Genomic DNA, 24,569 nt, shown 5'->3' on the forward strand with positions numbered 1-24,569 from the left:
GCGATGGATTTGACCCGCAAGCTCTTCGCCCTTCCCTGGATCTGGTCCTTCATCGGCGCCGGCCTCGTCTATGCCGTCACCATCCTCGCCACCGGCGGGGGCGGCGCCGCCGGCATGCTCGACGCTGCCTTCTCGCTGGCGGTATTCACCATCGTGGTCGGGATCGGGCAGATGTTCGTCATCACGCTCGGTCCCGGCAATGTCGACCTGTCGCTGCCGGCCAATATCGGCCTGGCCAGCGCCGTTGCGATGAAAGTAATGGGGGGCTCGGATGCCATGATCCCGCTCGGCCTGTGCGCGGCGCTCGCCTGCGGCGCGTCCATCGGCGTGATCAACTACCTCCTGATCGCAGCCTTGCGCATCCCCCCGATCATCGCCACCCTCTCGGCAAGTTTCGTCATCCAATCCGTCGACATCAGCTATGGCCGCGGCCTGCAGATCAAGCCGCCGCCCGCCTTCGCCGCCTTCACGGATCTGCGCCTCGCCGGCCTGCCCCTCTTCGTGCTTGTCGCGATGCTCGCCAGCATCGGCATCGCCGTGCTGCTGCACCGCTCGATCTTCGGCTACAGCGTCACTGCCATCGGCCAGAACCAGCGGGCCGCCTGGCTCGCGGGCATACCGGTCGCCACCATCCGCTGTCTCACCTACATGCTCTGCGGCGGCCTGGGCGGCCTCAACGGTGCCTTGCTGGCCGGTTATTTTCGCGGTTCTTCGGTCGACATCGGCAACGAGTATCTGCTTGCCTCCATCGCGGTAGTGGTGATCGGCGGCACCGCCGTGGGCGGCGGCCAGGCGAGCGTCGCAGGCGTATGGGGGGCATCATTGTTCCTGGTGTTTCTGCAGATCATGCTCAACACGCTTGGCGCCGATGCGGGGATGCGTCTGATGGTGACCGGGCTCGTCATCGTCGCCGTGATCGCTGTTGCCGGCGGTCAGGCCAGCACCGGTCCACGGCGCTGAAGAGACATGTGCGCTCCCAGCACCTTATCGCGTTGTCCACCGTTGGCCCGCGGCGCCCTCGGGTCGGGAACGGGTGTCCTGGCTTCGACCACCGCGAGGAAGGGTTCCGAATTGTCGAGCGGCACGAAGCCGAGCTGGCTGGTTCTGCAGTTGTCGACGATCTTGACTGTATTGTCGGAAATGCCGGACCAGATGACGTGACCGGCGCGCGGCGTAGCCCCCCGGACACTCCTACCGAAAAGCTGGCGAGGCAATCGCTTGGCTCACCACGCCGCCGGCGCGGCGAAAAGGCCTGCCGTCCACGCGTTGCACCGGCACCAGCGTCACGGATTTCTCGGCCGCGCGTAGAGGCGCCAGGGCTTCGGCGCCAACCGCGTCATCGGTGATGATCTCGTCGATCTCCGAGACTTCGCAAAGGGTGCAGAAGCTCGGTGAGGTAAATTTGGAGCTGTCGACAAGCAGGATCTTGCGTCCTGCCGAGGCAATCATGGCTCGCTTCAACGAGGCCACTTCCAGCGACGCCTCGGTCAAGAGGGTGCCGGTAACGGCCGATGCCCCCATGAGACAAAGATCGGCGTGCAGCGTGCGAATGAAGCTCTCCCCCGGCTCTCCGGCAAGGTGCCTGTAGCCGGCACGGATGCTCCCACCGGGCATGATCGTCCGCCAGGACCGGATGTCGGCGGCAAAATCGGCGATCTCAAGACTATTTGTCACGATCGTCAGGGGAAGGTCGCGCTCGGCCGCCGCCCGCACAGCTTCCATCACCGTCGAGGAACTGTCCAGGATGACGCTGTGTCCGGCGCTCAGCCGTGATGCAGCCTCCCGCCCGATTGCCAATTTCTCGGCGCGCTGCAGCTGGGCATTGAGCGAATTCTCGCGCTCGAAGGTTGCGCGCGCCGGCTGAACCAGGTGGGCGCCGCCATGGGTTCTCTCAAGGTACCCCTTTTCCATCAAATATTCGAGATCGCGCCGTGCGGTGGATTGGGATCCACCCGTCGCATCAGCCAATTCCTGTACGCTGGCTGCACCATTCGCCCGCAGATGCTCCAGGATGATCGCCCTGCGCTTTGCAGGAACCATGTCCACTCGTTTGCTCGCTGATTCCATGGCTCCACCTTGGTTATCCCTGCTGCCTTCCGACAAGCGCGCAAGCCTGCAGGCTTTCCGCTGCCACCATCAAATCGCGTACCCGCAATCTGCGATCAGATCGGATCCGGTCATCGTACCTGATCCTTCAATTTCTATCATTATCGGTCAACCGAGCAATCGAGCCCCCGCCAACGATATCGCCGTCTTTAGTAGAAACGCAATAATCTGGATCATTTGATCTGCCTTGCGTGTTTTTATCGCCATTTGATCATAATTTTCCGAAGATGGGCAAAACACACAATCAAGAGCGGAGATCGCCGCAAATCCGAGCTGCCTCCTGAGAGAAGGAAATGTCGGCGAATTTTGCTCCAAACCATTGAAAGAAATCGAAGGATACGGTCGCCCTCAAGAACTCCAACGCGACGCTCGCTCAATCTCTCTGCGCTAATTAGATAGAGATTGACAGAATTTGGAATTTTGCTTTTATGACGAGCAAGCCAGAGCTATGCCCTCCAACGAGGTTCATCCGGTGTCAACCAGACTTGATCAGAAATTGGCAAATCGTCGCGCTGGCTGCGACAAGAGCAGTGATGTCGGCACGGCTGCATATGACACTGGCCTTGACCGACGCTACGAGCCGCGACGCCGATGGATCGGCCAGCCATCGACACTGCAACGCCTTCGTTCCCTTGTCTTGATGCAACCATAGCGAGGGAGGTTTACGCGCAAATACAGCGCAGAGCGTGCGCACCATAAATATAAAAATATCCAGGAGGAGGAGACGTTATGCGACGCAGAGCATTTCTTGGCACAAGCATGCTTGTGCTTGCCTTGTCGACCGTGTCGGCGTTTGCGCAACAAAAGGAAGTCACGGTGTGGTCCTGGTTCATCCAGAGCACCATGCAAAAGTCCATCGACGCCTTCGAGAAGGCGCATCCGGGCGTCAAGGTAACCTATACCTACTATAATTACTCGCCGGAATACATAACGGCGCTCAAGGCGGCGGCTGCCTCCAACAGCCTGCCTGACGTCATTGGCCTGCAGCCGGGTTCCCTGACCCAGCAATATCGCGACAATCTTGCCCCGGTCGACGAGCTCGCGGCAAAGACGTGGGGCAAGGACTGGAAGGACAAGGTCTTCGCCGTCAATCGCAAGCAGATGCAGATGGGCAATCCGGCGGGAGACAGCAATACCTATATTGTCCCTCAGGAATCACAGGTTCTTTGCGTTTGGTACAACAGAAAGCTCTTTGAAAAGCTGAAGATCGCTGTGCCCAAGACATATGCCGATCTGAAGGCAGCGTCGAAGGCTCTCACCGATGGCGGCTACATCCCGATGTTCCAGGGGGCTGCCGATGGTTGGCAGAACGAGAACGTTTTCCTGATGCTTGCCAATCAGTTCTCGCCAGGGATCGTCGACAAGGCCCAGGCCGGCCAGGCCCCCTGGTCGGCACCGGAACTGGTCTCTGCGATGAAGGCCTGGAAGGGCCTGTTCGACGACGGCATCTTCCAGCAGGGGGCCCTGGGCGCGCATGCCTATCCCACCGGTGCCCAGCTATTCGCGCAGGGTCGCGTCGGCATGATGGCACTCGGCTCGTGGTGGATGCAGGAAAGCAAGTTTCCGCCGCCGCTTTCCGAATATGTCCAGAACATGGATGGCTTCGACTATTTCTATCTCCCGCCTGTCAAGGATGGCGGCTCTGCAAGCCCGCCGATCGGGGGCATCGATATCGGCTATGGCCTGACAAAGAACGGCGCGAAGAATCCAGAGGCCTGGACCTTCCTCTCCGAGCTGACCAATGGCGTCGGCCTGCAGCAGGCGTTGAACGACCTCAACGACCTGCCGGCTTTCGAGGGGCACGAACCCAAGGGCGACATCACCGATCACGTCAAGCAGATGTCGGCTCGGTTCATGGCCGATCTGCCAAAGGCCGAGAACCAGCGTTTCGCTTCGCCCGCCGTCGCCGAGGCGTTGGACAATGCGCTCGCCGGCGTTGCGGATGGCAGTGTGCAGCCGGAGGCGGCATTGGCCTCCGTGCAGGCTGCGACGGACAAGGCGCTCGGCAAGTAACCCGGCACGTGAGAAGCCCAGAGGACCGGGTGCGGTGCACCCGGTCCTTCCCGGAGAAGAAGACATGGCAGTAGGAACCGGGATGGCTGGACATGCGATCGCGACGACGAAATCCTTCTCCTCGAGGAGGGCTCTGGGTCTCTACGGCTTCGTGATCCCGGCAGTGGCGTTGTTCGTCGTCTTCATCGCCTATCCGATCCTCTGGGTTCTGGGCCAGAGTTTCTATACCAAGGATGCGGCTGGCGTGCCTTCGCTGAGCCTGTCGGCAAACTACATCGGCGTCCTGCGCGACCCGACATTCTGGGTGGTCGTCCGCAACATGACGCTCTGGGCCGTGATCACCATCCCGGTGCAGATGCTGATCGGCGGCCTGCTCGCCTATTTCATCGAACGCCATACAAATCGATTGCGCGGCTTTTTCCGCACGATGTTCTTCCTGCCCGTGGTGACATCGGTTTCCGTCGTCAGCCTCGTCTGGGTCCAGATCTACGCTCCCTATTATGGCATCGCCCAGGAATATCTGAAGCATGTGGGGATCGTGATGTCGACCTCGCCCATCGGCGATGCCAAGACCGCGATCTATGCCCTCATCATCGTGAATATCTGGCAGTGGACCGGGTTTTCGATGCTGATGTACATCGCCGGCATTGCGAACATGCCGAGCGAAATCCTCGATGCGGCCCGTATCGACGGCGCCAGCGGCTGGCGCCTAGCCGTGAATGTCGTGATACCGATGCTCGCGCCGGCGACCAAGTCGCTGTTGTTGCTCGGAATCATCGGTACGCTGCAGACCTTCCCGATCGTCCATCTGATGACCGGCGGCGGTCCCAACCACGCCAGCGAAGTATTCGGCACCTACATTTTCAAGCAAAGCTTCATCCTCAACGATAGCGGAGGTGGAGCGGCGCTCTCGGTTATCGTCCTGCTGCTCGCCCTGGCGCTTTCGCTGATCCAGATCGTTCTCCTCGGCGCCCGCCTCACGCCTGCGCAGAAGGAGGGATGATGAACAGCCTCACGCGCAACCAGGTCCGCTCGTTTGTCATCCACCTCGTGCTGTTCATCGTGCTGGCGCTCTGGATGGTTCCACAGATCTACATGCTCTCGATCGGGCTGCGGACGCCTGCCCAGGCCTTCGCCCCCTCTCTCGTCACCTGGCCCGTCACCTTCGACAATTTCGTGACGGTGATCCGGGACAATCCTCTCAGCAGGATCTTCCTGAACAGCCTCATCGTCACGGTTGCGACCGTGGCGATCGTGGTGGCGATCTCTTCGCTTTTTGCGTTCGCCTGCGCGGTACTGCGCCTGAGAGGGACCATCTTCATCTATACTGCCCTTTTGACCACGCTGATGGTGCCCCTCGCCTCGCTGGTTCTGCCCCTTGCAATCCTTTTGAAGAATTTCGGCTGGATCAACACCTATATCGGCCTGATCATGCCCTATGCCGCGCTTGGCGTGCCCTTTGCCATGGTGATCCTCAAGGCCTTCATGGAGGACTCGCCGCAGGAACTCTTCGAAGCGGCGCGCGTCGACGGGTGCACCCCCTGGCAGACCTATTGGCACGTGGCCCTGCCACTGGTGCGCCCGGCCCTGGTCTTCGTGACCATCTGGCAATTCATCGTGACCTGGAACGAATTCTTCCTGGCCCTGATCGTCCTGACCAAGGCCGAGATGAAAACGCTCACCATCGTTCCGATGCAGTATTCCGGCCTCTACATGGCCAATCCGGGCGCCTTGTTCGCGATCCTCACCCTGATCGCGCTCCCCCTGATCTTCCTCTACGTGCTGGTACAGCGAGCCTTTGTCCGAGGTCTGCTGGCTGGCGCGGTGAAAGGCTGAGGCATGGCCACGCTATCGATCGACAACATCACCAAGCGGTTCGGAAACTACTCGGTCATACCGGAACTTTCGCTGACCATACCCGATGGGGAGTTCTGCGTGCTCGTCGGGCCCTCGGGTTGCGGGAAGTCAACCCTGTTGCGGATCATCGCCGGGCTCGAGCCGATCTCCTCGGGCCGGATCCTCATCGACGGCGCCGATATGAGTGCGGCCGAGCCGACGGAGCGCGGCGTGGCGATGGTCTTCCAGTCCTATGCGCTCTACCCGCACATGGATGTCAGGCGGAACATCGGCTTCGGGTTGGAAATCGCCCGCACACCGCGCAGCGAAATCTCGGACCGGGTCGGCAAGGTGGCGGATAAACTGCGCCTGTCCACCTATCTTCGCCGCAGGCCACGGGAGCTCTCGGGCGGCCAACGCCAGCGCGTGGCGATAGGGCGCGCAATTACGCGCAAGCCCAAGCTCTTCCTCCTGGACGAGCCTCTGTCGAACCTCGATGCGGCGTTGCGTGTCGGCATGCGGCTCGAGATCGCCCGGCTCAAGGCAGAACTCGCATCCACCATGATCTACGTCACCCATGACCAGGTCGAGGCCATGACTTTGGCTGACCGCATCGTGGTGATGAATGCCGGCCGCATCGAACAGGTGGGCCCACCGCTGGAGCTCTATGAGAAGCCAGCCAATCTCTTCGTCGCGGGTTTCATCGGCTCACCTGCCATGAACCTGCTGAAAGGCAAGGTCGAAACCCTCGACGACGGACACATATCCATTGGGTTGGAAATCGGGGCCCATGTGCGCGTCTTCCCGGCCACGGGCTTGAAGCCCGGAGACCAGGTAACCTTGGGCATCAGGCCGGAGCATGTGACCTATTCCCTCGACGGGGGGCCTGCCGATTACGTCGGCCAGGCCCACATGGTCGAGATGTTGGGCAGCGACACCTTCATTCATCTGCGCTGCAACGACGAATCCCTGGTGATCCGCGACAGCGCGGGCCGCCGCGCCCGGGCGGGGGATCAGGTTGCTTTGTCCTTCCCTCGGCAAGCCTGCCATTTGTTCAACGCGGAAGGCCTGCGCGTTTCACAGACGAACTGACGAACCGGCTTCGTGCCGCCGGCGACGCCGCGCAGATGCCTCGGACACCACAAGGACTTGCAAAGGAGACGACAAATGACCGACTTCAACGGGCGCACCATCCTGGTCACGGGCGGCAGTGGCGGCATCGGAGGCGCCACCGTGCGCCATCTCGTCAAGGCCAACGCCAAGGTCATCGCGAGCGGACGTTCGCACAGTGCGCTGGATGCCATCGCGAAGGAAACAGGCTGCAGCACGCTGGCGTTCGACCTAGCATCCGAAGAGGAGATCCGCAACGCACTGGAAGGGCTCGACCTGTGGGGCGTCGTCAATTGCGGCGGCTTTGGCGGAGAAATCGCCACCCCGATGGACAGCGATATCGCGATTTTTGACAAGGTGATCAGCATCAACGCCCGCGGGGCTCTGATCGTCACCAAATATGCGACCCAGTCGATGGTCCGGCTTGGCAAGGGCGGCGCGATCGTCAACGTTTCCAGCCAGGCCGCCCTTGTGGCCCTGGACGGTCACATCTCCTATGGCTCGTCCAAAGCCGCGCTCGACAACATCACGCGGGTCTCGGCGCTTGAGCTCGGCAAATACAATATTCGCGTCAACAGCGTGAACCCGACCGTGGTCATGACGCCGATATCATCGGGACATTGGAGCCAGCCCCACGTCGCCGAGCCCTTCCTGAAGAATATGCCGCTGGGGCGTTGGGCGACGGAGGATGAGATTGCCGCCCCCATCGTGTTCCTGCTGAGCGATGCGGCATCGATGATCACCGGCGTCTCGCTTCCCATCGACGGCGGCTACACCTGCAGATAGGCTGGAACAGATCGTACAAATGAGCGCGAGGGCCAGCCACGCTGTTGCCACGTCAAAGTCTTGCCAACGTGACACTGCCCCCGCACTCATCGAATTCCACCACCGGCTTTGCCGGATGGTGCCGTCAGCAGGTCCGGGCCACCGCAATCTGCACGGAACCGGAATAACCCTGGCCGATGGAACCCGTGTAGCAGACCGGCGAGGTCAGGGTGTAGTTGCCAGCCTCGATCTGGCCATCGGCCCAGACATCGCCGACAACGATCCCGCCAGGATGCTGATGCGTCGAAAACTGGGCGATCAGATCGCCTGCGGTCGGGCCGGCGGACGGGTCATAGAGCGTGAAGGTGATCGCCTGCCCCTTGATATTGCTAAGGCACTGTCCCAGCAGCAACACGGTACTGTAAGGCGCCAGTACGGTGTTGGCCGGCGAGAGCAGCGAGCCTTCCGTGCAGTCCGCCGCGATCGTCAGCATGTTGGGCGTGAGATTGGTGATCGCGACCGCCAGAATGTCGAAAGGAGGAGCGCCAGCCGGTTCATAGACGGCCTTAGGCAGCCCCCAGCCATTATTGCCGGCGAAGAAGTCATTTTGCGGAACACCTGCGCCCCAGATGACATCCATGGCCTGGCTGGACGGATAGGTGCCATAGTCGTTCGCGTCGGCAATCCAATAGCAAACACTGCTTCCATCGGGCTGGGACGATGCGTATTTGCCGTAGCTCGGAGCATCGCCATATTGGCCGGCAAAGCCCGATCCGCTCCCATTGCTGGTTGAGTATTGATAGATGCGGAATTTGGCCTGCAACAGCATCTGCATCACCGAGGCGACGTAGCTCGGCTTGGCCTGCTTGACGAGTTCCGCGGTGGTAAGAGGCGGCCACGCCAGCCCATTGGGGGCAAACGATATGCCCAATTTGGCTGCCGCCTGGAGCTTGGTCCAATCGGTGAGGATCGTCGTTGCCATATCCCCGACGGTCGTCAGAAGGGCCTCAAGGGAATCGCTGAGCTGGCCCGCAAGCTGGGCGGCAGTGACCTGGAACGGACTTGCGGTAATGCTTTGCGTACTGACATCGCTCGCGGCCACGGCAACATTCACCGCGCTTTGGATGATATTGGCCGCCACCGCGGTCGCCGGGTCCGCCGAAAGTACGGTGTACACGATCGAGGAGAGGATGTTGATGATGACGCCCCAGACCCCCGTGGTCTGATCGTCCCCGGTCTCGAAACCGGCCAGGGCAATGAGTTCGGACAGCAGGTCGCTCTGGTCCGCGAAGAGGGCGTTGTGGAAGGTGCTATAATTGTTGAACAGGTTGTGCACGACAATGACGGCGGTCATCTCACGATTGAGCTGCTCGACGACGGGCTTCCAGACGTCAGGCTGGAAGGAGTCGAATTTCATCCCGAGTACGCTGGTTTGATAGCTGCCGATGGCAGCATTCAAATTGGTGTACTGCTCGCGCAAGGTCGAAGGCGCGAGGTTCAGCCGCTGGTTGATCTCGGCATAGACTTGTTGCTGCTCCGTCGTGAAAACCGGAAAGGACGGGTTTGCCGGGGGCAGCGCGATGATCGCCTGCAGTGGATTGGCCGGCATCACGAACCATTGTTGCGCCTGCGCACCGGTGAGCGATTGCGGTTGCACGGAGATGCCGTCGCCGGCAACACCGAGGGCCAGAGCCGCATCCAAGGCGGTGATGGCCACGGCCTCCAGTGTGCTGCTGAGGACCCAGATCTGCGCACCCGCCGGGGGCATGGTCTGGGCGGCGAGGGCCAGGCTGGCCGAGCCGTCGCTGGCTGTCTGCAAGGTCAGCACCTGGCCTCTCAGCAGGCCGCTGAGCAAGCGCCCGTCCGGGGTGAGCTGCCACATCTGCGAAGGCGCTGCCGTCTGCGGCGGGGTGAGCGTCAGGCCGCCGCTGCCTGCGGTGAGGACCAGGGGCGCCTGCCCTTGCTCGGACAGGCTGTACTGGATGTAGCTCCAGTTCGACTTGGGCCAGACCTGGCTGTCGTTCGTATAGGTTGCCCATAGCACCGCGAGCTGGGCGGAGTAGAGCACCAGGTTGCCGTCATTCTGCACGGTCAAATTGGCCGCCGGCTCGCCGACCGTGCCGGAAGACCAGACGGGGGACCCGTTGCCGTCATAGACGACCAGGTTGCCGTCCGTCTGGACGGAGAAGGTCTTGCCGCCATTGGCATCGGTGCCGGTCCACCACAGCGCGAAGCCGGTAAAGCTCCCGCCGCTCTCGGGAGGCGTGCCGATCACCTGGTACAGCACGAGATTGCCGTCCGTCTGCATGGTCAGCAGATAGGTATTGGCTGTGCTGATGACCCATTGACCTGCGGTCAGGGTGGTCCCGACCGGAATATTGCCGCCGGAGACCTCGACCTGGTCGCCGACTATCACAGGAACGTAGCCCATTTCTTGCTCCTTATGGCCGGGAGGGAGGTTGAGTGGGCGAAAATTTGCCGCACCGCACCGTCCAACGGAGTCACCTCAATGCCCCCGGCGGCTGTCGACTGATTATTGGAAGGTCAGGACCGGGCATGGTTGTGCCGGCCGCTGACAAATTCCACACGCTGCGTCGCGGTGGATGAACAACAACATCCCCAATAAATCTTCAGATTACTATTACCCAAAGGGGTATGATTGCATCGAAATTCAGATTTATCGCTGCAAATTACTAAAGATAATAAGTTCTTCAATCGGTGAAATGACGCGAAAACTGGGATTGTACCCCAGATTTTTCCACAAGATCCCATAAGCAAGGACAGGGACGGCAAACTCGATACCGATGTCCGACACGTCCAAGAAGCGGAGCCAGGTCTGCAGACACTTCCCTCTCATCGACCCATGTTCTGATATGTCTGCTGTCAGGATGATGGCTATTCCGACCGTCCCAACCGACATGAGGGTGCAAACCGGGCGAGCTTGGCGTCATCGTTCGAGCAAAACGGCCAAGCATAAACGTACTCTCGTTGTGATTTCGACTTCTCGATCGGCGGCGCTGCGGCGTTCGCCGGGCCGGCACGCCTTTGACAGCCTCTCAATCTGCCAGCATGTAGTCCGCCACGCTGTAGCAATGGCTCGCCTGGTAGGCGTTCCGACCCCGGTTCATATGCGTCAGGTTGAAGGTCCGAATGGCACGCAAGACGCGGCCGCTCGCGAGGAACTGGCGTACCGAGACGGAGCCGCGCACATTGATGCCGAACATGTCCGCACCGCGCGGGAAGAAATAACTGACGTCCTCCGGCGCCGCGACGCTTTGCTCGAGAAAGGGTTCGTCCAGCTGGCTCGGCGTGGCAGAACGATCTTTGGTGAAATCCGAAAGATGCACGATGAACCTGGCGCGGACATCCTCACCCTGGGCATAGAGTGTAAAAAGCTCCATCCAGCTCGCATTGACGCGTATCAGCGGTTTATCCGAGGTCGACGGCAGACAGGAAACCGACCAGTAGTAACGCTCGGTCTGGCGCAGGATCGGAATACAGTTTGGGCCGTATAGCTGTAGAATCTCCAGCACTTCCTTTGCCTGGGGACGGCAAAGCAGCTTTGCAAATCGAGCGGCATATTTGAACCGATGCTCCAGGGACTCCGAGCGATCGGCTATGTCCGGTAAATCGATCTTGCCCTTTATCCATTCGCGCTGCTGCTCAAGCTCGAGGAATTGCCGCAAGCCAGTGGTTCGCGGGCGAGGCGTCATGCCCATGTCAAGCGCCCTGTGACATTCGCATGCTCGGCATCAGCCGGCTCCTATGTTCCCGCCAGGGCGATTTCAAGTCCAAGCACCGCACCTGATACACCCCCGAATGATACGTCGCTGACGAAGAATTGAGAACATCTCCGCCGCCACGAGGAGAAACCGCATCATCATGCCCCGGCAGGGGCACTGAAATGCCACGGGAAGTCCTAGCGACTTCCCGTGGCTCGCTGAAAGCAAAAGGTCTTCGCTTGATGTCATCGGTCCTTGGAGCGCCTATCCTTCGGAAGACAGGAAAGCTCGCGTCGAAACAGCCGACACTTTCTGCCGCAACTTCACCTGGTTGCCCTCGACGGTGGAGACTTGAGACATGTCGAGAAAGGGCTTCCGGGGATCCAGCATGTCATGGCTGCTCAACTTGATCCGGGTGCCTTCCACTTTTTCGACGATACCGACATGTTGGTCATTGGCATCGACGACTTCCATATTTTCTCGGATATCCATCATGGGGTGCCGCTCGCGTTGAAAACGAGCACCTAACCACCAGGCAGATGCGAAGTTCCTCGAGCATCGCGCAGAGGCGACATCGGCTGGCCCGTCGAAACCCAGACCAACTGGCTTCTGCCGGCTGCCGGGCCGCAGCATGAAACAATCCTTGTCCAGGCTCGTTCTCCTTCAGAAGAGGTTTTTCGCATGCGTCCCGAACGCACGCCATCCCGCCGCCACGACTCCCCCTCTCCCCGCGGGACTGCGCCGGCAGCGGCGGAAGGGCCAATATGGAGGATGGCATGGGCTGGATAGGCAAATGGAAAAATCAGTATGGCTCGATCCTCACCGTGACCGAAGATGCAGAAGGCCGGATCATCGGTACTTTCAAGACGGCACTCCTCGATAGCGGTTTCTACGGCACCGAAATCGCGGTCTGCGGCATTCATCTGGGACAGTGCATCAGCTTTGCCTTTACGGCGTCGACCGCTGGCGGGGACCTGCTGTGTTCCTATAGCGGATTGTTGCGGGACGACCGCCTCCACACGGTCTGGCACGTCATCTCCGCCGGCCGGCTCGATCCGGACGCCCGCATCACCGAGCGCCCCTGGCCGCATGCGGTGACGACGAATGCCGACACCTTCGTTCGGGAGGCCGGATGAACCCGAGGTGAAGACCGGTCGCGACAGAGTGCAAAAAAAGGCGCCCTGGCATGAAAGTGCCCGCCTCCAGGAGAAAACCCCATGGCTTCTCGTCCGTTCTGGAAAGGTTACCTCAAGCTCTCGCTGGTCACCTGCCCTGTGGCGCTGACACCGGCGACCTCGGAAAGCGAGAAGGTCCGTTTCCATACGCTCAACCGGGCAACCGGCAATCGCATCGTCAGCCAATATGTCGATGCGGTCACCGGCAAGCGCGTCGACGAGGAGGACGAGATCAAGGGCTATCAGCGCGGCGAGGACGATTATGTCATGCTCGAGGAGGACGAGATCGAAGCCGTCGCCCTGGAGAGCACCCGCACCATCGACATCGATCTGTTCACCCCGCATGACGACATCGAATGGATCTGGCTCGACAAGCCGCATTATCTCACGCCCGACGATCCCGTCGGCGAGGAGGCTTTCGCGGTCATTCGCGACGCCATGACCACCACGAAGACGGTCGGCATCGCCCGCCTGGTGATGTATCGGCGCGAACGCGCGGTGATGCTGGAGCCCCGCGGCAAGGGCATCGTCGTGTGGACCCTGCGTTTCGGCGATGAGGTTCGTGATCCCCGCGCCTATTTCGGTGATCTCGGCGATCTCAGCCCTGATCGCCCCACGATGCAGCTCATGCAAAAACTGATCGACGGGCGTACCAAACACTGGAACCGGGACATGGTTCGCGACCCGGTGCAGGAGCGCCTTCTCGAGATTATCGCCGCCAAGAAGAAAGGACGGCGTCGGTCGGCGGCCGCGCGCAAGAGCGAGCAGCCCGGCAAGGTCGTCAGTATCATGGATGCCCTGCGCAAGAGCCTGGCGCGCGAGGCGCGGCGCTGATTCCAGCAGGTACGGCGCTCGCCTGCTCAGGCAGCCTTGCGCGCCGCGCGGGCCTCGAGTGGCACGGCCGCCTCGCGGAAACGCGCCCAGGGATCGGCAGCAAGTGCCGATAGCCGCGTCGGCGTGTTCGTCACCGTGAAATAGGCAGGGCCTATCGCCGGCGCCAGTTCCTCCCAGGCAATCGGCATGGAGACGGCGGCGCCGGGCCGCGCCCGTGTCGAATAGGGTGCAACCGCCGTGGCGCCACGCTGGTTGCGCAGATAATCGATCAGGATCTTGCCATGGCGCTTGGCCTTGGTGATGGTCGAGACGAAACGATCCGGACTGTCGGCGGCCATGGCGTCGGCAAGGGCCTTGGCAAAGGCCTTGACCTTCGGCCAACCGGCTTTCGGCTTCAGGGGAGCGACCACATGCAGCCCCTTGCCGCCCGATGTCTTCACGAAGGCGGCAAGCCCGGCTTGTTCCAGGCGTTCCTTCACCTGTTCGGCCGCCGCGATCACCTCGCTCCAGGCGACATCATCACCCGGATCGAGATCCATGGTGATCATGTCGGGCCGCTCCCAGTCGGCGAGCGTCGATCCCCAGGGGTGGATCTCCAGGACGGCCGCCTGGACCAGGCCGACCAGGCCATCGAGATCTTCGATTGCGATCAGGGGCTCGCCATTCCGGTCCTTGGGATCGCTCACTTGAAGGATATGTTCGTTCACCCCCTTCCAGGCATGCTTCTGGAAGAAGCGCGGTCCTTCGATGCCATCGGGGCAGCGCAGCAAGGCAAGCGGCCGGCCGACGACGAAGGGCGCCATGACGCGCCACACCTCGGCGTAATAATCGGCAAGTCCTTCCTTCGTCACGCCTTGCTGGGGCCAATAGAGTCGGTCCGGATGGGTGAGCTTCACGGTACGGCGCGGTGCTGCAGCCATGGTTCCTGCCTTTTTTCTGGTCTCCCTGACGACCTCTCTTGCCGGCTTGTCCTCACGAAGACCGCGAAAGGCAGCATGGCGCAGATGACGATCGGCCGTCCAGGCCCGGAATTCCACCTCGGCCACCAAGTCTGGACGCGTGAAGCGTACCTGCCGGCCTTCCTCGGCCGTGAGCGGCCGGCCGAACGGGCTTTGCTTGATACGCATGCCCTCCAGCCGCCGGAACAGGTCTTCGGCAACCGAACGGGTGAAACCGGTGCCGACGCGGCCGACCGGCTCCAACTCGTCGCCCTGATAGACGCCAAGGACGAGCGAACCGATCGCCGTTCGGGACGTGGAGGACGGCACGTAGCCACCAACCACGAATTCCTGGCGCGCCGAGCATTTGGACTTCACCCAGCTCCGGCCTCGCCCAGACTGGTAGGGGGCGGAGCGAAGCTTGGAGACGACGCCTTCGAGGCTCAGCCGGCAGGCATGGCGCAGAACCATGGCACCGCTTTCCTCGAAATGATCGGAAAAGCGGAGTTCCTTTGCGGACTGAGCCAGCAATTGCTGCAGGAGCGCCTTGCGCCGGATGAGCGGCAGGGCCCTGAGATCATAGCCGTCGAGATACAGCAGATCGAAGCCGTAATAGACAAAGCGGTCGGAACGGCCTTCGCTCAGATCCGCCTGAAGGGTGGAAAAATCCGAAGCGCCCGTACCCGCCTCGACCACCAGCTCGCCGTCGAGGAGTGCCGAGCTTGCCGGCAAGGCCTGCAACGCCGCCCGTACCGGCTCGCCGAACCTTTCGGTCCAATCGAGCCCGCTGCGGGTCAGCAGCTTCACTCGCTTTGCCTCGATGCGCGCCTGGAGGCGGTAGCCATCGAATTTGATCTCGTGGATCCAATCGGAACCTGCCGGCGCCTTGGCGACCAGCGTCGCGAGCGTCGGCTCGACGAAATCCGGCATCGGCGCCTTCCTGGCACCCTTGATCGAGGCCGGATCGGAGACGGCGCCAGGCTCCTGTCGCTCCTCCAATGGCTGAGCTCGCCTGCGTTTGGGCGCGATCCTGCCGGTCCTCGACGACCAGCCCGGCTCTTCGCCAGCGACCTCTGCAACCTGGCGGCCCGTCTTTACCGATTCCGGCCGCTCCTCGAGGATGTCGGGAGCGTCCGGCGGGCGAGCGGCCTCGTCATCGCCCTTGATCAACAGCCAGTTCTCGCGCTTTTCGCGCGGCCTGCCGCGCATGCGGATCAGATGCCAGAGGCCGGCAAGTTTCTCGCCCTTCAGCTCGAATTCGAGATGCCCCTTGTCATAGCCCCGATGCGCATCCCCGATCGGCTGCCAGGTCCCGCGATCCCAGACGATCACCGTGCCGCCGCCATATTCCCCCTTGGGGATGGTTCCCTCGAAATCTCCATAGTCGAGCGGATGGTCCTCGACATGCACGGCAAGGCGCTTTTCGCCGGGGTCAAGGCTAGGACCCCGGGTCACCGCCCAGCTCTTGAGCACGCCGTCCATTTCGAGCCGAAAATCATAATGCAGCCGCCTGGCATCGTGCTTCTGGATCACGAAGCTGTTGCCGCGCCTGCGTCCGGCGCGCCCCTCCGGCTCGGGCGTCACCTTGAAATCGCGTTTGTGGTGATAGGGTTCGAGCGCACTCATGTCAGCTCGCCTTGCGCCGGGCGGTACGGATCTTGCCCGCACGCGTCTTGCGCGCGGCTGTCTTGCGTACAGCCTTGGCCGGCGGCGAGGAGCGCTGCGCCGCTTTACCTCCAGCCAGCCCGGCGCTCTCCCGCAACACGGCCATCAGATCGACCACCTTCTCGCGCACGGGCTCCTTGCGGATCGGAACCGGTTTTCCCTCGATCTTGGCCTTGACCAGGTCGGCGAGAGCCTCTTCATAGCGATCCTCGAATTTCGATGGATCGAACCGGCCGGACTTGGTTCGGATGATATGCTCGGCCAGATCCAGCATCTCGCCTTTGATGGCGAGGTCCGGCACCTCGTCGAAGACCTCTTCGGCCGCACGCACCTCATAGTCGAAATTGAGCGTGGTCGCGGTCAGGCCTGGTCCCTGCGCCCGGATCAACACCGTCCGAACCCGCCGAAACAACACGGTTCGGGCCAGCGCCGCGACCTGGCTGTCCCTCATGCCGTCGCGGATCACGGCATAGACTTCCGTAGCCTCGCTATTGGCGGGCGCAAGATAATAGGGATTGTCGAAATAGACATCATCGATCTCCCGGCATCGGATGAAGGCCTCGACGGCGAGCGTCTTGTCGCTTTCCGGGACGGCCGAGGCGACTTCCTCGGGCTCCAGCACCACATAGTCCCCAGGCGCGGTCTCATAGCCCTTGACCTGTTCCTCCCGGGGCACGGTCTTGCCGGTCTCGCCATCGATGAAGATGCGATGGACGCGGTGGCCGGTTGCACGGTTGAGCGTGTGGAACACGATGCGATCGGAAGCCGATGCGGCCGTATAGAGCGCAACCGGACACGTGACCTCGGCGATTTTCAAGAACCCCTTCCAATTCGCTCGTGGTGCCATGGATCCGCCTCCGGGCTCGACGCTGAACGTCGCGAGAAGCTCTGAGCCGGTGCCCGCGACCGTTTCTCAAACCGGGCGTCGGCGCTATTGTTCCGGCAGGCCATCGATGTCGGCATCATCGCCAAAGGCAACCCCTGCGACAAGCCAAGGGACCTGCCTATCGGACATATGTCCAGATCATGTAGGCAACGAAACAGGCCAGTGCCGCACCGCCCATTCCCAGGATCAGGACGTAGAGAACCCGCCATCCCGCAGGCCCCTGCCGGACGGTATCGGTCGTGATGTTCTGCGTTTCCCGCCCATCGGGCGGTGCCGGCTGGACATTGTCCTTTTCGACCGTGGGGGTCATGTCAGCCTCCTTCTTTCGATCTCCCTGCGCTCCCAACTTCTTTCCTGGCGATACGTTCCTGTTCCGGCCATGCCGGAACCTTCCGATCCCGCTCGGGTTGTTGAGCAGGAGATATGATATGGACACCCAGCCCTGGAGCCGCCCGGTTCAGTTTGGAACCGAGGAAGGAGCGGTCAGAATCCTGACGTCGACTGAAGAGGCCTCCTACTATCTGCAGAACGACTGGCCTGCCGATATCGGGCCGAAGTTCATCGAAGCACAGCGTACCTGCCTGGATGTTCTGGCAGGCATCGGAGGCCCCGACGATGCAAGGGCCGCCTTTCTCGAGGCCTGCAAGGAAGCCGAAATCGACGTCGTGCCTTGAGGGGAGGCCTCATTTCGCGGCCTCCTAGCCTCTCGTCAGGAACAGCGCCCCTGCTCGGCAAGCAATATCGTGGCAGGCGCCGCTAGCTCGCCTGCCTGTAGTCATCCTCGCCCATTTCACTGCTCAGGCGGGCCCTCGCCCGGTTGAGCCTGCTCTTGACCGTGCCTACGGCACAGCCGCAGATCCCGGCCGCGCTTTCGTAGGATTCCCCCAGAACCACGATCAGGGCGATGATCTCCTTGTATTTGTCGGGCAGGCTCTGGAACGCCCGGCCGACCTCGCCGATCCTGACATTCCATTCCTGTTCGCCCGGCACCGCCGCACTGTCGAACAACGTGTCGTCACCACGCAGCACTTCGCGGCTCCGCTTCTTGGCCTTCGTGCAATAGCTGTTGCGCATGATCGTGAAGAGCCAGGACTTCAAACGGGTACCCGGTTCGAACTGGTCGATATTGGCAAGAGCCTTGAGAAGTGTTTCCTGGACCAGATCGTCGGCATCGGCGGGTTCCTGACAGAAGGTACGCGCAAAGGCCCGCAAGGCTGGGATCAGCTTTACGATGTCGGCCCGCTCAGCATTCTCAGTCACGTGATTATCCTGCAAAGGAAATCCCCTTCGTTTGACGGCTGAAATGATGGGATGTCCTGGATCAACGCGAAGATAACGGTGGTTGTTCCGTCGCCGGGTCGAACTTCGTGATGAATCTCCCCTCTTCGTCGGCAGTCTGGAACAGCATGGGCCGATGCAGGTTTGGTCGACACCAGCTGTGTCCGTCAATGGAGGCTGCATGCGTCACGCAGATATTCGCGTCGGCATATCGGGCTGGGCCTATCCGCCCTGGCGCGGCGACTTCTATCCGGAAGGACTGCCGCACAGGGACGAACTTGCCTACGCCAGCACCATGTTCCGGACGATCGAGGTCAACAGTACCTTCTATCGTCTGCAGAGCCCGGCAACCTTCGGGCGATGGTTTGACCAGACCCCCGAGGATTTCACCTTCGCCGTCAAGGGTCCCCGCTTCATCACCCATGTCAAGCGACTGCGCGATAGTTCGGCGCCGCTCGCCAACTTCTTCGCGTCCGGGGTCTTGCGGCTGGGGCACAAGCTGGGGCCGATCCTGTGGCAGTTGCCGCCCAATTTCCGGTTCGATGCGGATCTGCTCGCTGACTTCCTGAGACGGCTACCCCGGAACACCACCTCTGCCTTGCGTATCGCCAGGCAGCATGACGACAAACTTCGCACCGAACCCTGGCTGAAGACCGCCGGCGAACAGCCGATGCGGCACGCTCTCGAAATCAGGCATCAAAGCTTCCTCGTCGACGATTTCATCACCCTGTTGCGCGAGGCCGACGTGGCGCTGGTCTGCGCCGACAGTGTCGATTGGCCGCTCGTTATGGACGCTACGTCGGACTTCACCTATTGCCGGCTGCACGGATCGAAGCAACTGTATCGCAGTGCCTACGGCGCCAAGGCGATCGATCTCTGGGCAAAGCGGGCCAAGGCATGGGCCCAGGGCAGGAAGCCCGTCGAAAGCCGGTTCATCGGGCCGGCCAGGGACATATCAAGACGGCGCGATGTCTTCGTCTTCTTCGACAATACCGACAAGTTGCAGGCACCCCATGACGCCCAGGGCTTGATGGAGCGGCTGGGGCAGCCGGTCAGGCGCCTCACTTCCGCGGCTTGAGGCCTCCAGCCAGGCCGTGTCCACCCGAAAGGAACAGGTCATGACGTTTCATATCGTACAACTGGGCCCCGGCTCGAACGAACGGATCGTGCATGAAAAAAGCTATGCAACGCTTCAGGAAGCCCGCGGACGTGCCAGCAGGGAAATAGAGGCTTTCGAAGGCGAGCATGGCTACGATGCGCTGCGCGGCTATTGGTGGTGTCGGGATAGACGGGGGCGGACGCGCTTCATCTTTGTCGTGGATTGATGCGTTCTCTACGCATGGCACCGGCCTCCCCGCCCTGGGACATGGAACGCCCCGGCTCACATGAAGGTGAGCCGGGGCGATGGTTTTACTGCCACTTCTGGCTGGCGTACCAGGAGTCGATCTCTGAGCGAACCCTGTCCTTGGTAAGCCCATAACGCTCCTGGAGCTTGCCTTCGAGCTGGTCGCGCCGACCTGCGATGACATCCAGATCATCGTCGGTAAGCTTGCCCCATTGCTCCTTCACCTGCCCCTTGAGCTGCTTCCAGTTTCCTTCCACGCGGTTCCAGTCCATGTCGTCCTCCTGTTTCGAGACGGCCCCCAAACTCTCCAAGAGCCGAAATGTTCTGTCGCCCGGCTATGTCGTGCTGCGGGCATTGAAGGCTGGAGGGTCGCTGGCGGGAAAGGATTCATCCGCCGCCTCATCAACCTCATCCCAATGCCGGGGAGGATAGCGCATCTCCTCGGTTCCGGCATGGCGCTCCCCACCCAATCCGCGCCTGGCCTTCTCATCCAGGGCCAGTTCCCGAGCAATGCGGGCCTCCAGTTCCGCCCGCAAGCGGCGATTTTCGTCCAGCAACTTGGCGATGGTGAACGCAGTTGCAAGCGACGCCAGAAGACGAAGACCGGACATGACATCCTCCTCAAACAGGAAAATCACTGGCTGAGCTGAGCCGATATCGACCTAGGGCAAGATCGACCTAGGGCAAGCCTTGCCAGCTGTCAGTTGCCGGCATTCGCCAACCCTCACCAGAAGCGGTCGAGACGCCCCAATATTTTCGATCAAAAATTCAGAAACATATCAGTAACCAACAAATTCATGGAACCATTTTCGGTGCAAACGAGTTATATGAGCCAATAGAAAGGAGATTTCCATGCTATACACAATTCTCCTCATTATACTTATACTTGCTTTGCTTGGCGCGCTGCCAACCTGGCCTTATTCCGCCGGCTGGGGATATTGGCCCAGCGGCGGCCTCGGCCTTGTCGTCGTCATTGTGCTTCTGCTCGTCCTGCTCGGCCGATTATGAAGCTATCGAGGGCGGGAAGAGGGCGGCGCTCGCTTGCGTCTCGTGCCGCCTTCTTCTGCATCCCCCGGTCTGGAAGCCGATCTGTCGGCAGCCTCGGCCGCCCGCGCCGGCGTGACGCCACGCCGGATGGAATCCGCCAACCCCTCGGCATTTCCCCGTCCGCCGGGGCCAAGGGTGCGGATTTCACGCCGGGATTCGGCTGCATAGGGGGCCATGCCGGTTCCGTCCTGTTTGGACCTCATGGAATCGCTCCTCCGGGCCTTGCGATCTGAGCCGCGCCATGGCGCGACGTTCCTCTCCGAACCTTCGATGCCCGCAGGGGTTCCCGGCGCGGCAGATGGTTTGATCCGTTCCCAACCTTCGGAACCCGTTTGTTTTTCAGCCGTTGCCCTGCTGCGGGGAGGAACCCATGCCAAGATTGAAGATCGTCTCGCCCGACCAACTCGATCTGCGCCGGCGCCGTTGCGGGCGCGGATTTTCATATGTCGACGCGGCGGGTCATCGCATCACAGACAAAGCAGCCCTGGCACGGTTTCGCGCCCTGGCCATTCCGCCGGCCTATGCACAGGTGCGTATTGCATCGGACGAACGGGCCCATATCCAGGCGATCGGCCGGGACGAAGCCGGCCGGCTACAATATCGCTATCATCCCGAATGGGAACGCAGGCGAGAAAACCGCAAAACCCTGAACATGATGAAGCTCGTGCGGACGCTTCCCAGGATCCGGGCCGCCATCCGCCGTGACCTTGCCTCCCCGAAGCTGGACCGGAACAAGGCGATCGCCTGTGCCGTCGCCCTGATCGACAGCACGCATATCCGGGTCGGCGGCGCAGCCTATGCGCGGGACAATGGCAGCCATGGCGCCGCCACCCTGCTCAAGCGGCACGTCACCATCACGGCAAGCCGGGTGGAACTGCGTTTCCGCGGCAAGGGCGGCAAGCCCATCCGTCGCAGGGCTGAGGATGCCGCCCTCGCCCGTGCTCTCGCCCGCTTGCGCACCCTGTCCGGTCCCAGGCTGTTCCAGTTCGTGGATGCGGAAGGCGCCCGCCATGCGATCGAGGCTGACGACATCAATGCCTATCTGCGCAGCATTTCCGGCATCGACGTCACAGCTAAGGATCTGCGCCTGCTGGGCGCCAGCAAATGGGCCGTCGAGGAACTGGCCGCCTTGACTCCGGCCCGCAGCATGGCCGGCCGGAAACGCCAGATTGCTGCCGTCATGCGGCAGGTTTCGTATCACCTCGTCAACACGCCGGCCGTCGTCCGCAAGAGCTATGTGCCGGCACTGATCATCGATTCCTTCAAGACGGGCCGGCTGCACACAGCCTTCATGAAGGCCCGCTCGAGCGGCTATCGGCGCCGCTCCGAGGCGGCGCTGGGTCTTCTGGCAGCGAAGGAGCAGACGGTCTGATCAGATCCCCCGCGCCCGCTTGTGCGGGCCTTCTCGAATTTCCTCGACGATCTTCGCTACGAAGGCCGGAATGTCCTGCGGTCCCCGACTTGTGACGATGCCGTTGTCGGCGACGACGGCCCGATCGATCCATTGGCCGCCGGCATTTTCGACATCCCTTCGGATGGATTGATAGGACGTCACGTCGCGTCCCCGAATGGCATCGGCCTGGACCAGAAGCCAGGGGGCATGGCAAATGGCGCCGACGACCTTGCCGGTGTCGATGAAGTTGCGGACGGTCTCGATGGTCGCATCATCCGTCCTGAGCTTGTCCGGGTTCATCACGCCGCCGGGCAGGACGAGAGCATCATAGTCATCCGGCCGGGCCTCTCCTATCTTGAGATCCGCTTCGATCGTTTCCCCCCAGTCGGTCCTGTTCCACCCACGAATGGGCAGGCCGTCGGGCGTTGCAAGGTCGACCTCGGCCCCGATGCTGCGCAGCTGATTGCGCGGTTCGACCAGTTCCGATTGTTCGAAGCCATGCGTGGCAATCATGAGTATCCTGGCGTGCCTGATATCGGGCATGGAAACCTCCTGTCGGCGGGCTTGTCATGCTCTTCGAACCCCCGATGCCGGTACCGGTTCCTCCTTCCCTCGCATCGACGGCAAGCCTCCATGGTGGCCGTCACGCCGAGAAGGCGCGGGAACCCGGGGCGGCCGTGCCGGTTAGGAAGGCCAGCACAAAGGAGGCCCGTCATGCCCCGTGGAGACAAGTCGAAATACACCGACAAGCAGGAACGCAAGGCCGATCATATCGCCGAAGGCTATGAGGCACGTGGCGTATCCGAGAAAGAGGCCGAAAGGCGCGCCTGGGCCACCGTCAACAAGGACGATGGCGGCGGCAAGAAAAGCGGCGGTTCCGGACGTGGCAAATCCACGAGCCATCCGGTATCCCACAAGGGCGGCAAGCTCGGTGGTGAGGCTTCCGCCTCGCGCCCGGCAGCCGCGCGCTCCGCTTCGGCCAAGAAGGCAGCCGCCACGCGCAAACGCCACGAAGCCCACAATGCCTGAGGCGATGTCTGCAGCATGAGGGAGGATATCATGGCCCGGCAGCCAAAACGGACGGACAGGGAGCGCGACCAGCCCTACACCACCGAGCGGGAGGAATATCGGTTCGACAAGGTGAAACCGCCGACCGATCCGGAAGAAAGGCAAGCCCACAGCAAGCCCGGCAGCGGCATCAAGCGCCCGCCGGACAAAGGACCTCCTCCGCGCCGATCGGACGGTCCGGATCGATGACGGCCCGGCAAGCTCGAACAGGTGCCGACACCCATCCTCCGATCGAGGCGGAAACCTCGGCTTTGGATCGCGAGGAGATCGCCACGCTCGCCGATATCCGGCGACTGGCGGGCGGCTGCCGGCGCTGTGATCTTTACGAGCACGCCACCCAGGTCGTGACGGGAGAAGGCAGCGAGCACGCCCGCCTGGTTCTGGTCGGTGAGCAGCCGGGCGATCAGGAGGACCTGCAGGGGCGCCCCTTTGTCGGGCCGGCTGGCCGATTGCTGGATCGATGTCTCCAGGAAGCGGAATTGGACCGCGACGAATGCTATGTCACCAACGCGGTCAAGCATTTCAAATTCGAACGCCGCGGCAAGCGCCGGATCCACGAAAGGCCTAATGCCGGCGAGGTGCAGGCCTGCAAATGGTGGCTCGACAGGGAACTGAAAATCCTCAAGCCCCGATTGGTGGTGGCCCTGGGAGCAACGGCGGTCCAGGCCCTGCTCGGGCGCGCCGTCGGCGTGATGAAGCAGCGCGGCCAGGTTCTGCCCGGCCCGGACGGGCTCCAGGTTCTCGTAACCGTTCATCCCAGCTATCTGCTGCGCATCCCGGATTCGGGTGCCGCCGAACGCGCGCGCGCCGCCTTCATCGAGGATCTGCGCAAGATCCACACGGTCCTCGGGAAATAGCTATCAACGCGAAGCCGGACCGGACCGGCCAGACCTGCCTTGCCTCAAGACAATCTCGCATTGTGAAGGGGAACAAGCCTGCCGTAGCCGGCTTAGGAATGCGGCTGGCAGCCGACGTCGTCGGCTGCGGGACCCTGCCCTCACCCGATGGAGCCTTGCGTCCAGCCAGGCCTTGCGTCCGGGATCGCGATCCGCCGCAAGTGAGGGCATCGCCCCGGCTTCAGTCATCGATGACGGAGGTTCGAATGATACAACCGGAGAGAAAATCCCTCGACTTCGCCGAGCATCGCCAGGCTTATGACGGCTTCAAACGCCTGACACTGATCGTTATCTTCCTGCTACTCTCCCATCTTGTCGCGCTTGCCGTGGGGGGAGTGGCCCATTTGTGGGTTCTGGCCTGCCTCGAACTGGGGCTGTCGATCCTGGCCGCCGTGATCGGGGCTGCGGTCCCCGGCCTGGATTGGAAACCCGGAGCCGCCGTGCTGGCCTTTTGCCTTCTCACTCTGGCGATCGCCACCGGCTGAGCCTGCT

The 24,569-nt window shown here is 61.8% G+C and carries 29 protein-coding genes; 17 read left to right on the plus strand and 12 right to left on the minus strand.

All coding sequences use genetic code 11. The features are described 5' to 3' along the window. The first annotated feature begins 3 nt into the window (after nt 1–3). The gene (locus ACTJKX_RS31555; protein WP_440727685.1) at nt 4–960 is read left to right on the plus strand and encodes an ABC transporter permease; all 957 of its coding nucleotides are present in this window, start codon (nt 4–6) and stop codon (nt 958–960) included. Here the strand turns inward: ACTJKX_RS31555 and ACTJKX_RS31560 are convergent. Both ACTJKX_RS31560 and ACTJKX_RS31565 read right to left on the minus strand, forming a co-directional pair. Next, complete coding sequence (locus ACTJKX_RS31560) at nt 933–1,214, minus strand: hypothetical protein (RefSeq protein ID WP_394315046.1); 282 nt, start codon at nt 1,212–1,214, stop codon at nt 933–935. The genes ACTJKX_RS31555 and ACTJKX_RS31560 overlap by 28 nt on opposite strands. Next, complete coding sequence (locus ACTJKX_RS31565; protein ID WP_367625871.1) at nt 1,192–2,067, minus strand: DeoR/GlpR family DNA-binding transcription regulator; 876 nt, start codon at nt 2,065–2,067, stop codon at nt 1,192–1,194. The genes ACTJKX_RS31560 and ACTJKX_RS31565 overlap by 23 nt, the downstream gene beginning before the upstream one ends. A gap of 768 nt (nt 2,068–2,835) precedes the next feature. On the opposite strand from ACTJKX_RS31565, the gene ACTJKX_RS31570 reads away from it, so the two are divergent. The 5 genes from ACTJKX_RS31570 to ACTJKX_RS31590 all read left to right on the plus strand — a co-directional run bounded on the left by ACTJKX_RS31570 (nt 2,836) and on the right by ACTJKX_RS31590 (nt 7,851). Then, entirely contained in the window at nt 2,836–4,119 is a 1,284-nt protein-coding gene (locus ACTJKX_RS31570; protein ID WP_311939446.1) for an ABC transporter substrate-binding protein, read from the plus strand. A 64-nt stretch (nt 4,120–4,183) separates the two neighbouring features. After that, complete coding sequence (locus ACTJKX_RS31575) at nt 4,184–5,122, plus strand: carbohydrate ABC transporter permease (RefSeq protein ID WP_440727686.1); 939 nt, start codon at nt 4,184–4,186, stop codon at nt 5,120–5,122. Next, nucleotides 5,119–5,955 (plus strand): carbohydrate ABC transporter permease, encoded by an 837-nt coding sequence (locus ACTJKX_RS31580; protein WP_440727687.1) that lies wholly within the window; start codon nt 5,119–5,121, stop codon nt 5,953–5,955. The genes ACTJKX_RS31575 and ACTJKX_RS31580 overlap by 4 nt, the downstream gene beginning before the upstream one ends. A gap of 3 nt (nt 5,956–5,958) precedes the next feature. Continuing rightward, nucleotides 5,959–7,047 (plus strand): ABC transporter ATP-binding protein, encoded by a 1,089-nt coding sequence (locus ACTJKX_RS31585; protein WP_440727688.1) that lies wholly within the window; start codon nt 5,959–5,961, stop codon nt 7,045–7,047. A gap of 75 nt (nt 7,048–7,122) precedes the next feature. After that, the gene (locus ACTJKX_RS31590; RefSeq protein ID WP_394315042.1) at nt 7,123–7,851 is read left to right on the plus strand and encodes an SDR family oxidoreductase; all 729 of its coding nucleotides are present in this window, start codon (nt 7,123–7,125) and stop codon (nt 7,849–7,851) included. A gap of 124 nt (nt 7,852–7,975) precedes the next feature. Here the strand turns inward: ACTJKX_RS31590 and ACTJKX_RS31595 are convergent, their stop codons facing one another. The 3 genes from ACTJKX_RS31595 to ACTJKX_RS31605 form a co-directional block, all read right to left on the minus strand. Further along, complete coding sequence (locus ACTJKX_RS31595) at nt 7,976–10,261, minus strand: hypothetical protein (RefSeq protein WP_440727689.1); 2,286 nt, start codon at nt 10,259–10,261, stop codon at nt 7,976–7,978. A gap of 625 nt (nt 10,262–10,886) precedes the next feature. Further along, the gene (locus ACTJKX_RS31600; protein ID WP_440727690.1) at nt 10,887–11,549 is read right to left on the minus strand and encodes a hypothetical protein; all 663 of its coding nucleotides are present in this window, start codon (nt 11,547–11,549) and stop codon (nt 10,887–10,889) included. A gap of 267 nt (nt 11,550–11,816) precedes the next feature. After that, nucleotides 11,817–12,185 (minus strand): DUF2171 domain-containing protein, encoded by a 369-nt coding sequence (locus ACTJKX_RS31605; protein ID WP_440727691.1) that lies wholly within the window; start codon nt 12,183–12,185, stop codon nt 11,817–11,819. A 143-nt stretch (nt 12,186–12,328) separates the two neighbouring features. Here ACTJKX_RS31605 and ACTJKX_RS31610 point away from each other — a divergent pair, with 143 nt between their 5' ends. Both ACTJKX_RS31610 and ku (ACTJKX_RS31615) read left to right on the plus strand, forming a co-directional pair. After that, nucleotides 12,329–12,688 carry an avidin/streptavidin family protein gene (locus ACTJKX_RS31610; protein ID WP_311939468.1) on the plus strand — a complete coding sequence of 120 codons (360 nt, stop codon included), beginning with the start codon at nt 12,329–12,331 and terminating at the stop codon, nt 12,686–12,688. A gap of 81 nt (nt 12,689–12,769) precedes the next feature. Further along, on the plus strand, nt 12,770–13,561 hold the full coding sequence (gene ku, locus ACTJKX_RS31615; protein ID WP_440727692.1) for a non-homologous end joining protein Ku: 792 nt from the start codon (nt 12,770–12,772) through the stop codon (nt 13,559–13,561). A gap of 26 nt (nt 13,562–13,587) precedes the next feature. Here ku (ACTJKX_RS31615) and ligD read toward each other — a convergent pair whose 3' ends face one another. From ligD to ACTJKX_RS31630, 3 genes are all read right to left on the minus strand, one after another. Next, nucleotides 13,588–16,125: a DNA ligase D gene (gene ligD, locus ACTJKX_RS31620; RefSeq protein ID WP_440727693.1), complete on the minus strand. Its 2,538-nt coding sequence runs from the start codon at nt 16,123–16,125 to the stop codon at nt 13,588–13,590. A gap of 1 nt (nt 16,126) precedes the next feature. After that, nucleotides 16,127–17,011 carry a non-homologous end joining protein Ku gene (ku, locus tag ACTJKX_RS31625; RefSeq protein ID WP_440727694.1) on the minus strand — a complete coding sequence of 295 codons (885 nt, stop codon included), beginning with the start codon at nt 17,009–17,011 and terminating at the stop codon, nt 16,127–16,129. A 157-nt stretch (nt 17,012–17,168) separates the two neighbouring features. Further along, complete coding sequence (locus ACTJKX_RS31630) at nt 17,169–17,360, minus strand: hypothetical protein (RefSeq protein WP_311939479.1); 192 nt, start codon at nt 17,358–17,360, stop codon at nt 17,169–17,171. A gap of 118 nt (nt 17,361–17,478) precedes the next feature. Between ACTJKX_RS31630 and ACTJKX_RS31635 the strand changes: the two genes are divergently transcribed. Next, the gene (locus tag ACTJKX_RS31635) at nt 17,479–17,724 is read left to right on the plus strand and encodes a DUF982 domain-containing protein (protein ID WP_311939482.1); all 246 of its coding nucleotides are present in this window, start codon (nt 17,479–17,481) and stop codon (nt 17,722–17,724) included. Between the two features lie 82 nt (nt 17,725–17,806). On the opposite strand, the gene ACTJKX_RS31640 is transcribed toward ACTJKX_RS31635, so the two are convergent. Continuing rightward, nucleotides 17,807–18,310 (minus strand): sigma-70 family RNA polymerase sigma factor, encoded by a 504-nt coding sequence (locus ACTJKX_RS31640; RefSeq protein WP_440727695.1) that lies wholly within the window; start codon nt 18,308–18,310, stop codon nt 17,807–17,809. A gap of 199 nt (nt 18,311–18,509) precedes the next feature. Between ACTJKX_RS31640 and ACTJKX_RS31645 the strand changes: the two genes are divergently transcribed. Further along, nucleotides 18,510–19,406 carry a DUF72 domain-containing protein gene (locus ACTJKX_RS31645; protein WP_440727696.1) on the plus strand — a complete coding sequence of 299 codons (897 nt, stop codon included), beginning with the start codon at nt 18,510–18,512 and terminating at the stop codon, nt 19,404–19,406. A gap of 40 nt (nt 19,407–19,446) precedes the next feature. Further along, nucleotides 19,447–19,653 (plus strand): hypothetical protein, encoded by a 207-nt coding sequence (locus tag ACTJKX_RS31650; protein WP_394315034.1) that lies wholly within the window; start codon nt 19,447–19,449, stop codon nt 19,651–19,653. Nucleotides 19,654–19,738: 85 nt separating this feature from the next. On the opposite strand, the gene ACTJKX_RS31655 is transcribed toward ACTJKX_RS31650, so the two are convergent. Continuing rightward, on the minus strand, nt 19,739–19,945 hold the full coding sequence (locus tag ACTJKX_RS31655) for a CsbD family protein (protein WP_068290145.1): 207 nt from the start codon (nt 19,943–19,945) through the stop codon (nt 19,739–19,741). Between the two features lie 63 nt (nt 19,946–20,008). Beyond that, the gene (locus tag ACTJKX_RS31660; RefSeq protein WP_440727697.1) at nt 20,009–20,284 is read right to left on the minus strand and encodes a hypothetical protein; all 276 of its coding nucleotides are present in this window, start codon (nt 20,282–20,284) and stop codon (nt 20,009–20,011) included. A gap of 241 nt (nt 20,285–20,525) precedes the next feature. Between ACTJKX_RS31660 and ACTJKX_RS31665 the strand changes: the two genes are divergently transcribed. Both ACTJKX_RS31665 and ACTJKX_RS31670 read left to right on the plus strand, forming a co-directional pair. Then, complete coding sequence (locus ACTJKX_RS31665) at nt 20,526–20,681, plus strand: DUF3309 family protein (RefSeq protein ID WP_311939738.1); 156 nt, start codon at nt 20,526–20,528, stop codon at nt 20,679–20,681. Nucleotides 20,682–21,090: 409 nt separating this feature from the next. After that, entirely contained in the window at nt 21,091–22,092 is a 1,002-nt protein-coding gene (locus tag ACTJKX_RS31670; RefSeq protein ID WP_440727698.1) for a DNA topoisomerase IB, read from the plus strand. Here ACTJKX_RS31670 and ACTJKX_RS31675 read toward each other — a convergent pair whose 3' ends face one another. After that, nucleotides 22,093–22,656, minus strand: a complete 564-nt coding sequence (locus ACTJKX_RS31675) for a type 1 glutamine amidotransferase domain-containing protein (RefSeq protein WP_440727699.1) — start codon at nt 22,654–22,656, stop codon at nt 22,093–22,095. A gap of 171 nt (nt 22,657–22,827) precedes the next feature. Here ACTJKX_RS31675 and ACTJKX_RS31680 point away from each other — a divergent pair, with 171 nt between their 5' ends. The 4 genes from ACTJKX_RS31680 (at nt 22,828) to ACTJKX_RS31695 (ending at nt 24,562) form a co-directional block, all read left to right on the plus strand. Further along, nucleotides 22,828–23,142, plus strand: a complete 315-nt coding sequence (locus ACTJKX_RS31680; protein WP_440727700.1) for a plasmid stabilization protein — start codon at nt 22,828–22,830, stop codon at nt 23,140–23,142. A gap of 30 nt (nt 23,143–23,172) precedes the next feature. Continuing rightward, a complete protein-coding gene (locus tag ACTJKX_RS31685; protein ID WP_440727701.1) occupies nt 23,173–23,370 on the plus strand; it encodes a hypothetical protein in 198 nt (65 codons plus the stop codon). After that, nucleotides 23,367–24,038, plus strand: a complete 672-nt coding sequence (locus tag ACTJKX_RS31690; RefSeq protein ID WP_440727702.1) for a UdgX family uracil-DNA binding protein — start codon at nt 23,367–23,369, stop codon at nt 24,036–24,038. The genes ACTJKX_RS31685 and ACTJKX_RS31690 overlap by 4 nt, the downstream gene beginning before the upstream one ends. Nucleotides 24,039–24,283: 245 nt before the next feature. Beyond that, nucleotides 24,284–24,562, plus strand: coding sequence for a hypothetical protein (locus tag ACTJKX_RS31695; protein ID WP_440727703.1), 279 nt, complete (start codon nt 24,284–24,286; stop codon nt 24,560–24,562). Nucleotides 24,563–24,569 lie beyond the last annotated feature (7 nt).

Origin of the sequence: Labrys sp. 22185, from assembly GCF_052045555.1 — a bacterium.
GTDB classification, from domain to species: domain Bacteria; phylum Pseudomonadota; class Alphaproteobacteria; order Rhizobiales; family Labraceae; genus Labrys; species Labrys neptuniae.

Excerpts from the sequence above, each read along its gene's own strand:
- ACTJKX_RS31650 (WP_394315034.1), top strand. The coding sequence starts at position 19,447 with ATGACGTTTCATATCGTACAACTGGGCCCCGGCTCGAACGAACGGATC.
- ACTJKX_RS31610 (WP_311939468.1), top strand. The coding sequence starts at position 12,329 with ATGGGCTGGATAGGCAAATGGAAAAATCAGTATGGCTCGATCCTCACC.
- ACTJKX_RS31580 (WP_440727687.1), top strand. The coding sequence starts at position 5,119 with ATGATGAACAGCCTCACGCGCAACCAGGTCCGCTCGTTTGTCATCCAC.
- ACTJKX_RS31555 (WP_440727685.1), top strand. The coding sequence starts at position 4 with ATGGATTTGACCCGCAAGCTCTTCGCCCTTCCCTGGATCTGGTCCTTC.
- ligD (WP_440727693.1), bottom strand. The coding sequence starts at position 16,125 with ATGAGTGCGCTCGAACCCTATCACCACAAACGCGATTTCAAGGTGACG.
- ACTJKX_RS31655 (WP_068290145.1), bottom strand. The coding sequence starts at position 19,945 with ATGGACTGGAACCGCGTGGAAGGAAACTGGAAGCAGCTCAAGGGGCAG.
- ACTJKX_RS31670 (WP_440727698.1), top strand. The coding sequence starts at position 21,091 with ATGCCAAGATTGAAGATCGTCTCGCCCGACCAACTCGATCTGCGCCGG.
- ACTJKX_RS31680 (WP_440727700.1), top strand. The coding sequence starts at position 22,828 with ATGCCCCGTGGAGACAAGTCGAAATACACCGACAAGCAGGAACGCAAG.
- ku (WP_440727694.1), bottom strand. The coding sequence starts at position 17,011 with ATGGCACCACGAGCGAATTGGAAGGGGTTCTTGAAAATCGCCGAGGTC.
- ACTJKX_RS31575 (WP_440727686.1), top strand. The coding sequence starts at position 4,184 with ATGGCAGTAGGAACCGGGATGGCTGGACATGCGATCGCGACGACGAAA.
- ACTJKX_RS31595 (WP_440727689.1), bottom strand. The coding sequence starts at position 10,261 with ATGGGCTACGTTCCTGTGATAGTCGGCGACCAGGTCGAGGTCTCCGGC.
- ACTJKX_RS31675 (WP_440727699.1), bottom strand. The coding sequence starts at position 22,656 with ATGCCCGATATCAGGCACGCCAGGATACTCATGATTGCCACGCATGGC.
- ACTJKX_RS31590 (WP_394315042.1), top strand. The coding sequence starts at position 7,123 with ATGACCGACTTCAACGGGCGCACCATCCTGGTCACGGGCGGCAGTGGC.
- ACTJKX_RS31585 (WP_440727688.1), top strand. The coding sequence starts at position 5,959 with ATGGCCACGCTATCGATCGACAACATCACCAAGCGGTTCGGAAACTAC.
- ACTJKX_RS31695 (WP_440727703.1), top strand. The coding sequence starts at position 24,284 with ATGATACAACCGGAGAGAAAATCCCTCGACTTCGCCGAGCATCGCCAG.
- ku (WP_440727692.1), top strand. The coding sequence starts at position 12,770 with ATGGCTTCTCGTCCGTTCTGGAAAGGTTACCTCAAGCTCTCGCTGGTC.
- ACTJKX_RS31685 (WP_440727701.1), top strand. The coding sequence starts at position 23,173 with ATGGCCCGGCAGCCAAAACGGACGGACAGGGAGCGCGACCAGCCCTAC.
- ACTJKX_RS31600 (WP_440727690.1), bottom strand. The coding sequence starts at position 11,549 with ATGGGCATGACGCCTCGCCCGCGAACCACTGGCTTGCGGCAATTCCTC.
- ACTJKX_RS31565 (WP_367625871.1), bottom strand. The coding sequence starts at position 2,067 with ATGGAATCAGCGAGCAAACGAGTGGACATGGTTCCTGCAAAGCGCAGG.
- ACTJKX_RS31690 (WP_440727702.1), top strand. The coding sequence starts at position 23,367 with ATGACGGCCCGGCAAGCTCGAACAGGTGCCGACACCCATCCTCCGATC.
- ACTJKX_RS31645 (WP_440727696.1), top strand. The coding sequence starts at position 18,510 with ATGCGTCACGCAGATATTCGCGTCGGCATATCGGGCTGGGCCTATCCG.
- ACTJKX_RS31665 (WP_311939738.1), top strand. The coding sequence starts at position 20,526 with ATGCTATACACAATTCTCCTCATTATACTTATACTTGCTTTGCTTGGC.
- ACTJKX_RS31570 (WP_311939446.1), top strand. The coding sequence starts at position 2,836 with ATGCGACGCAGAGCATTTCTTGGCACAAGCATGCTTGTGCTTGCCTTG.
- ACTJKX_RS31605 (WP_440727691.1), bottom strand. The coding sequence starts at position 12,185 with ATGCTGCGGCCCGGCAGCCGGCAGAAGCCAGTTGGTCTGGGTTTCGAC.
- ACTJKX_RS31660 (WP_440727697.1), bottom strand. The coding sequence starts at position 20,284 with ATGTCCGGTCTTCGTCTTCTGGCGTCGCTTGCAACTGCGTTCACCATC.
- ACTJKX_RS31635 (WP_311939482.1), top strand. The coding sequence starts at position 17,479 with ATGGACACCCAGCCCTGGAGCCGCCCGGTTCAGTTTGGAACCGAGGAA.
- ACTJKX_RS31630 (WP_311939479.1), bottom strand. The coding sequence starts at position 17,360 with ATGACCCCCACGGTCGAAAAGGACAATGTCCAGCCGGCACCGCCCGAT.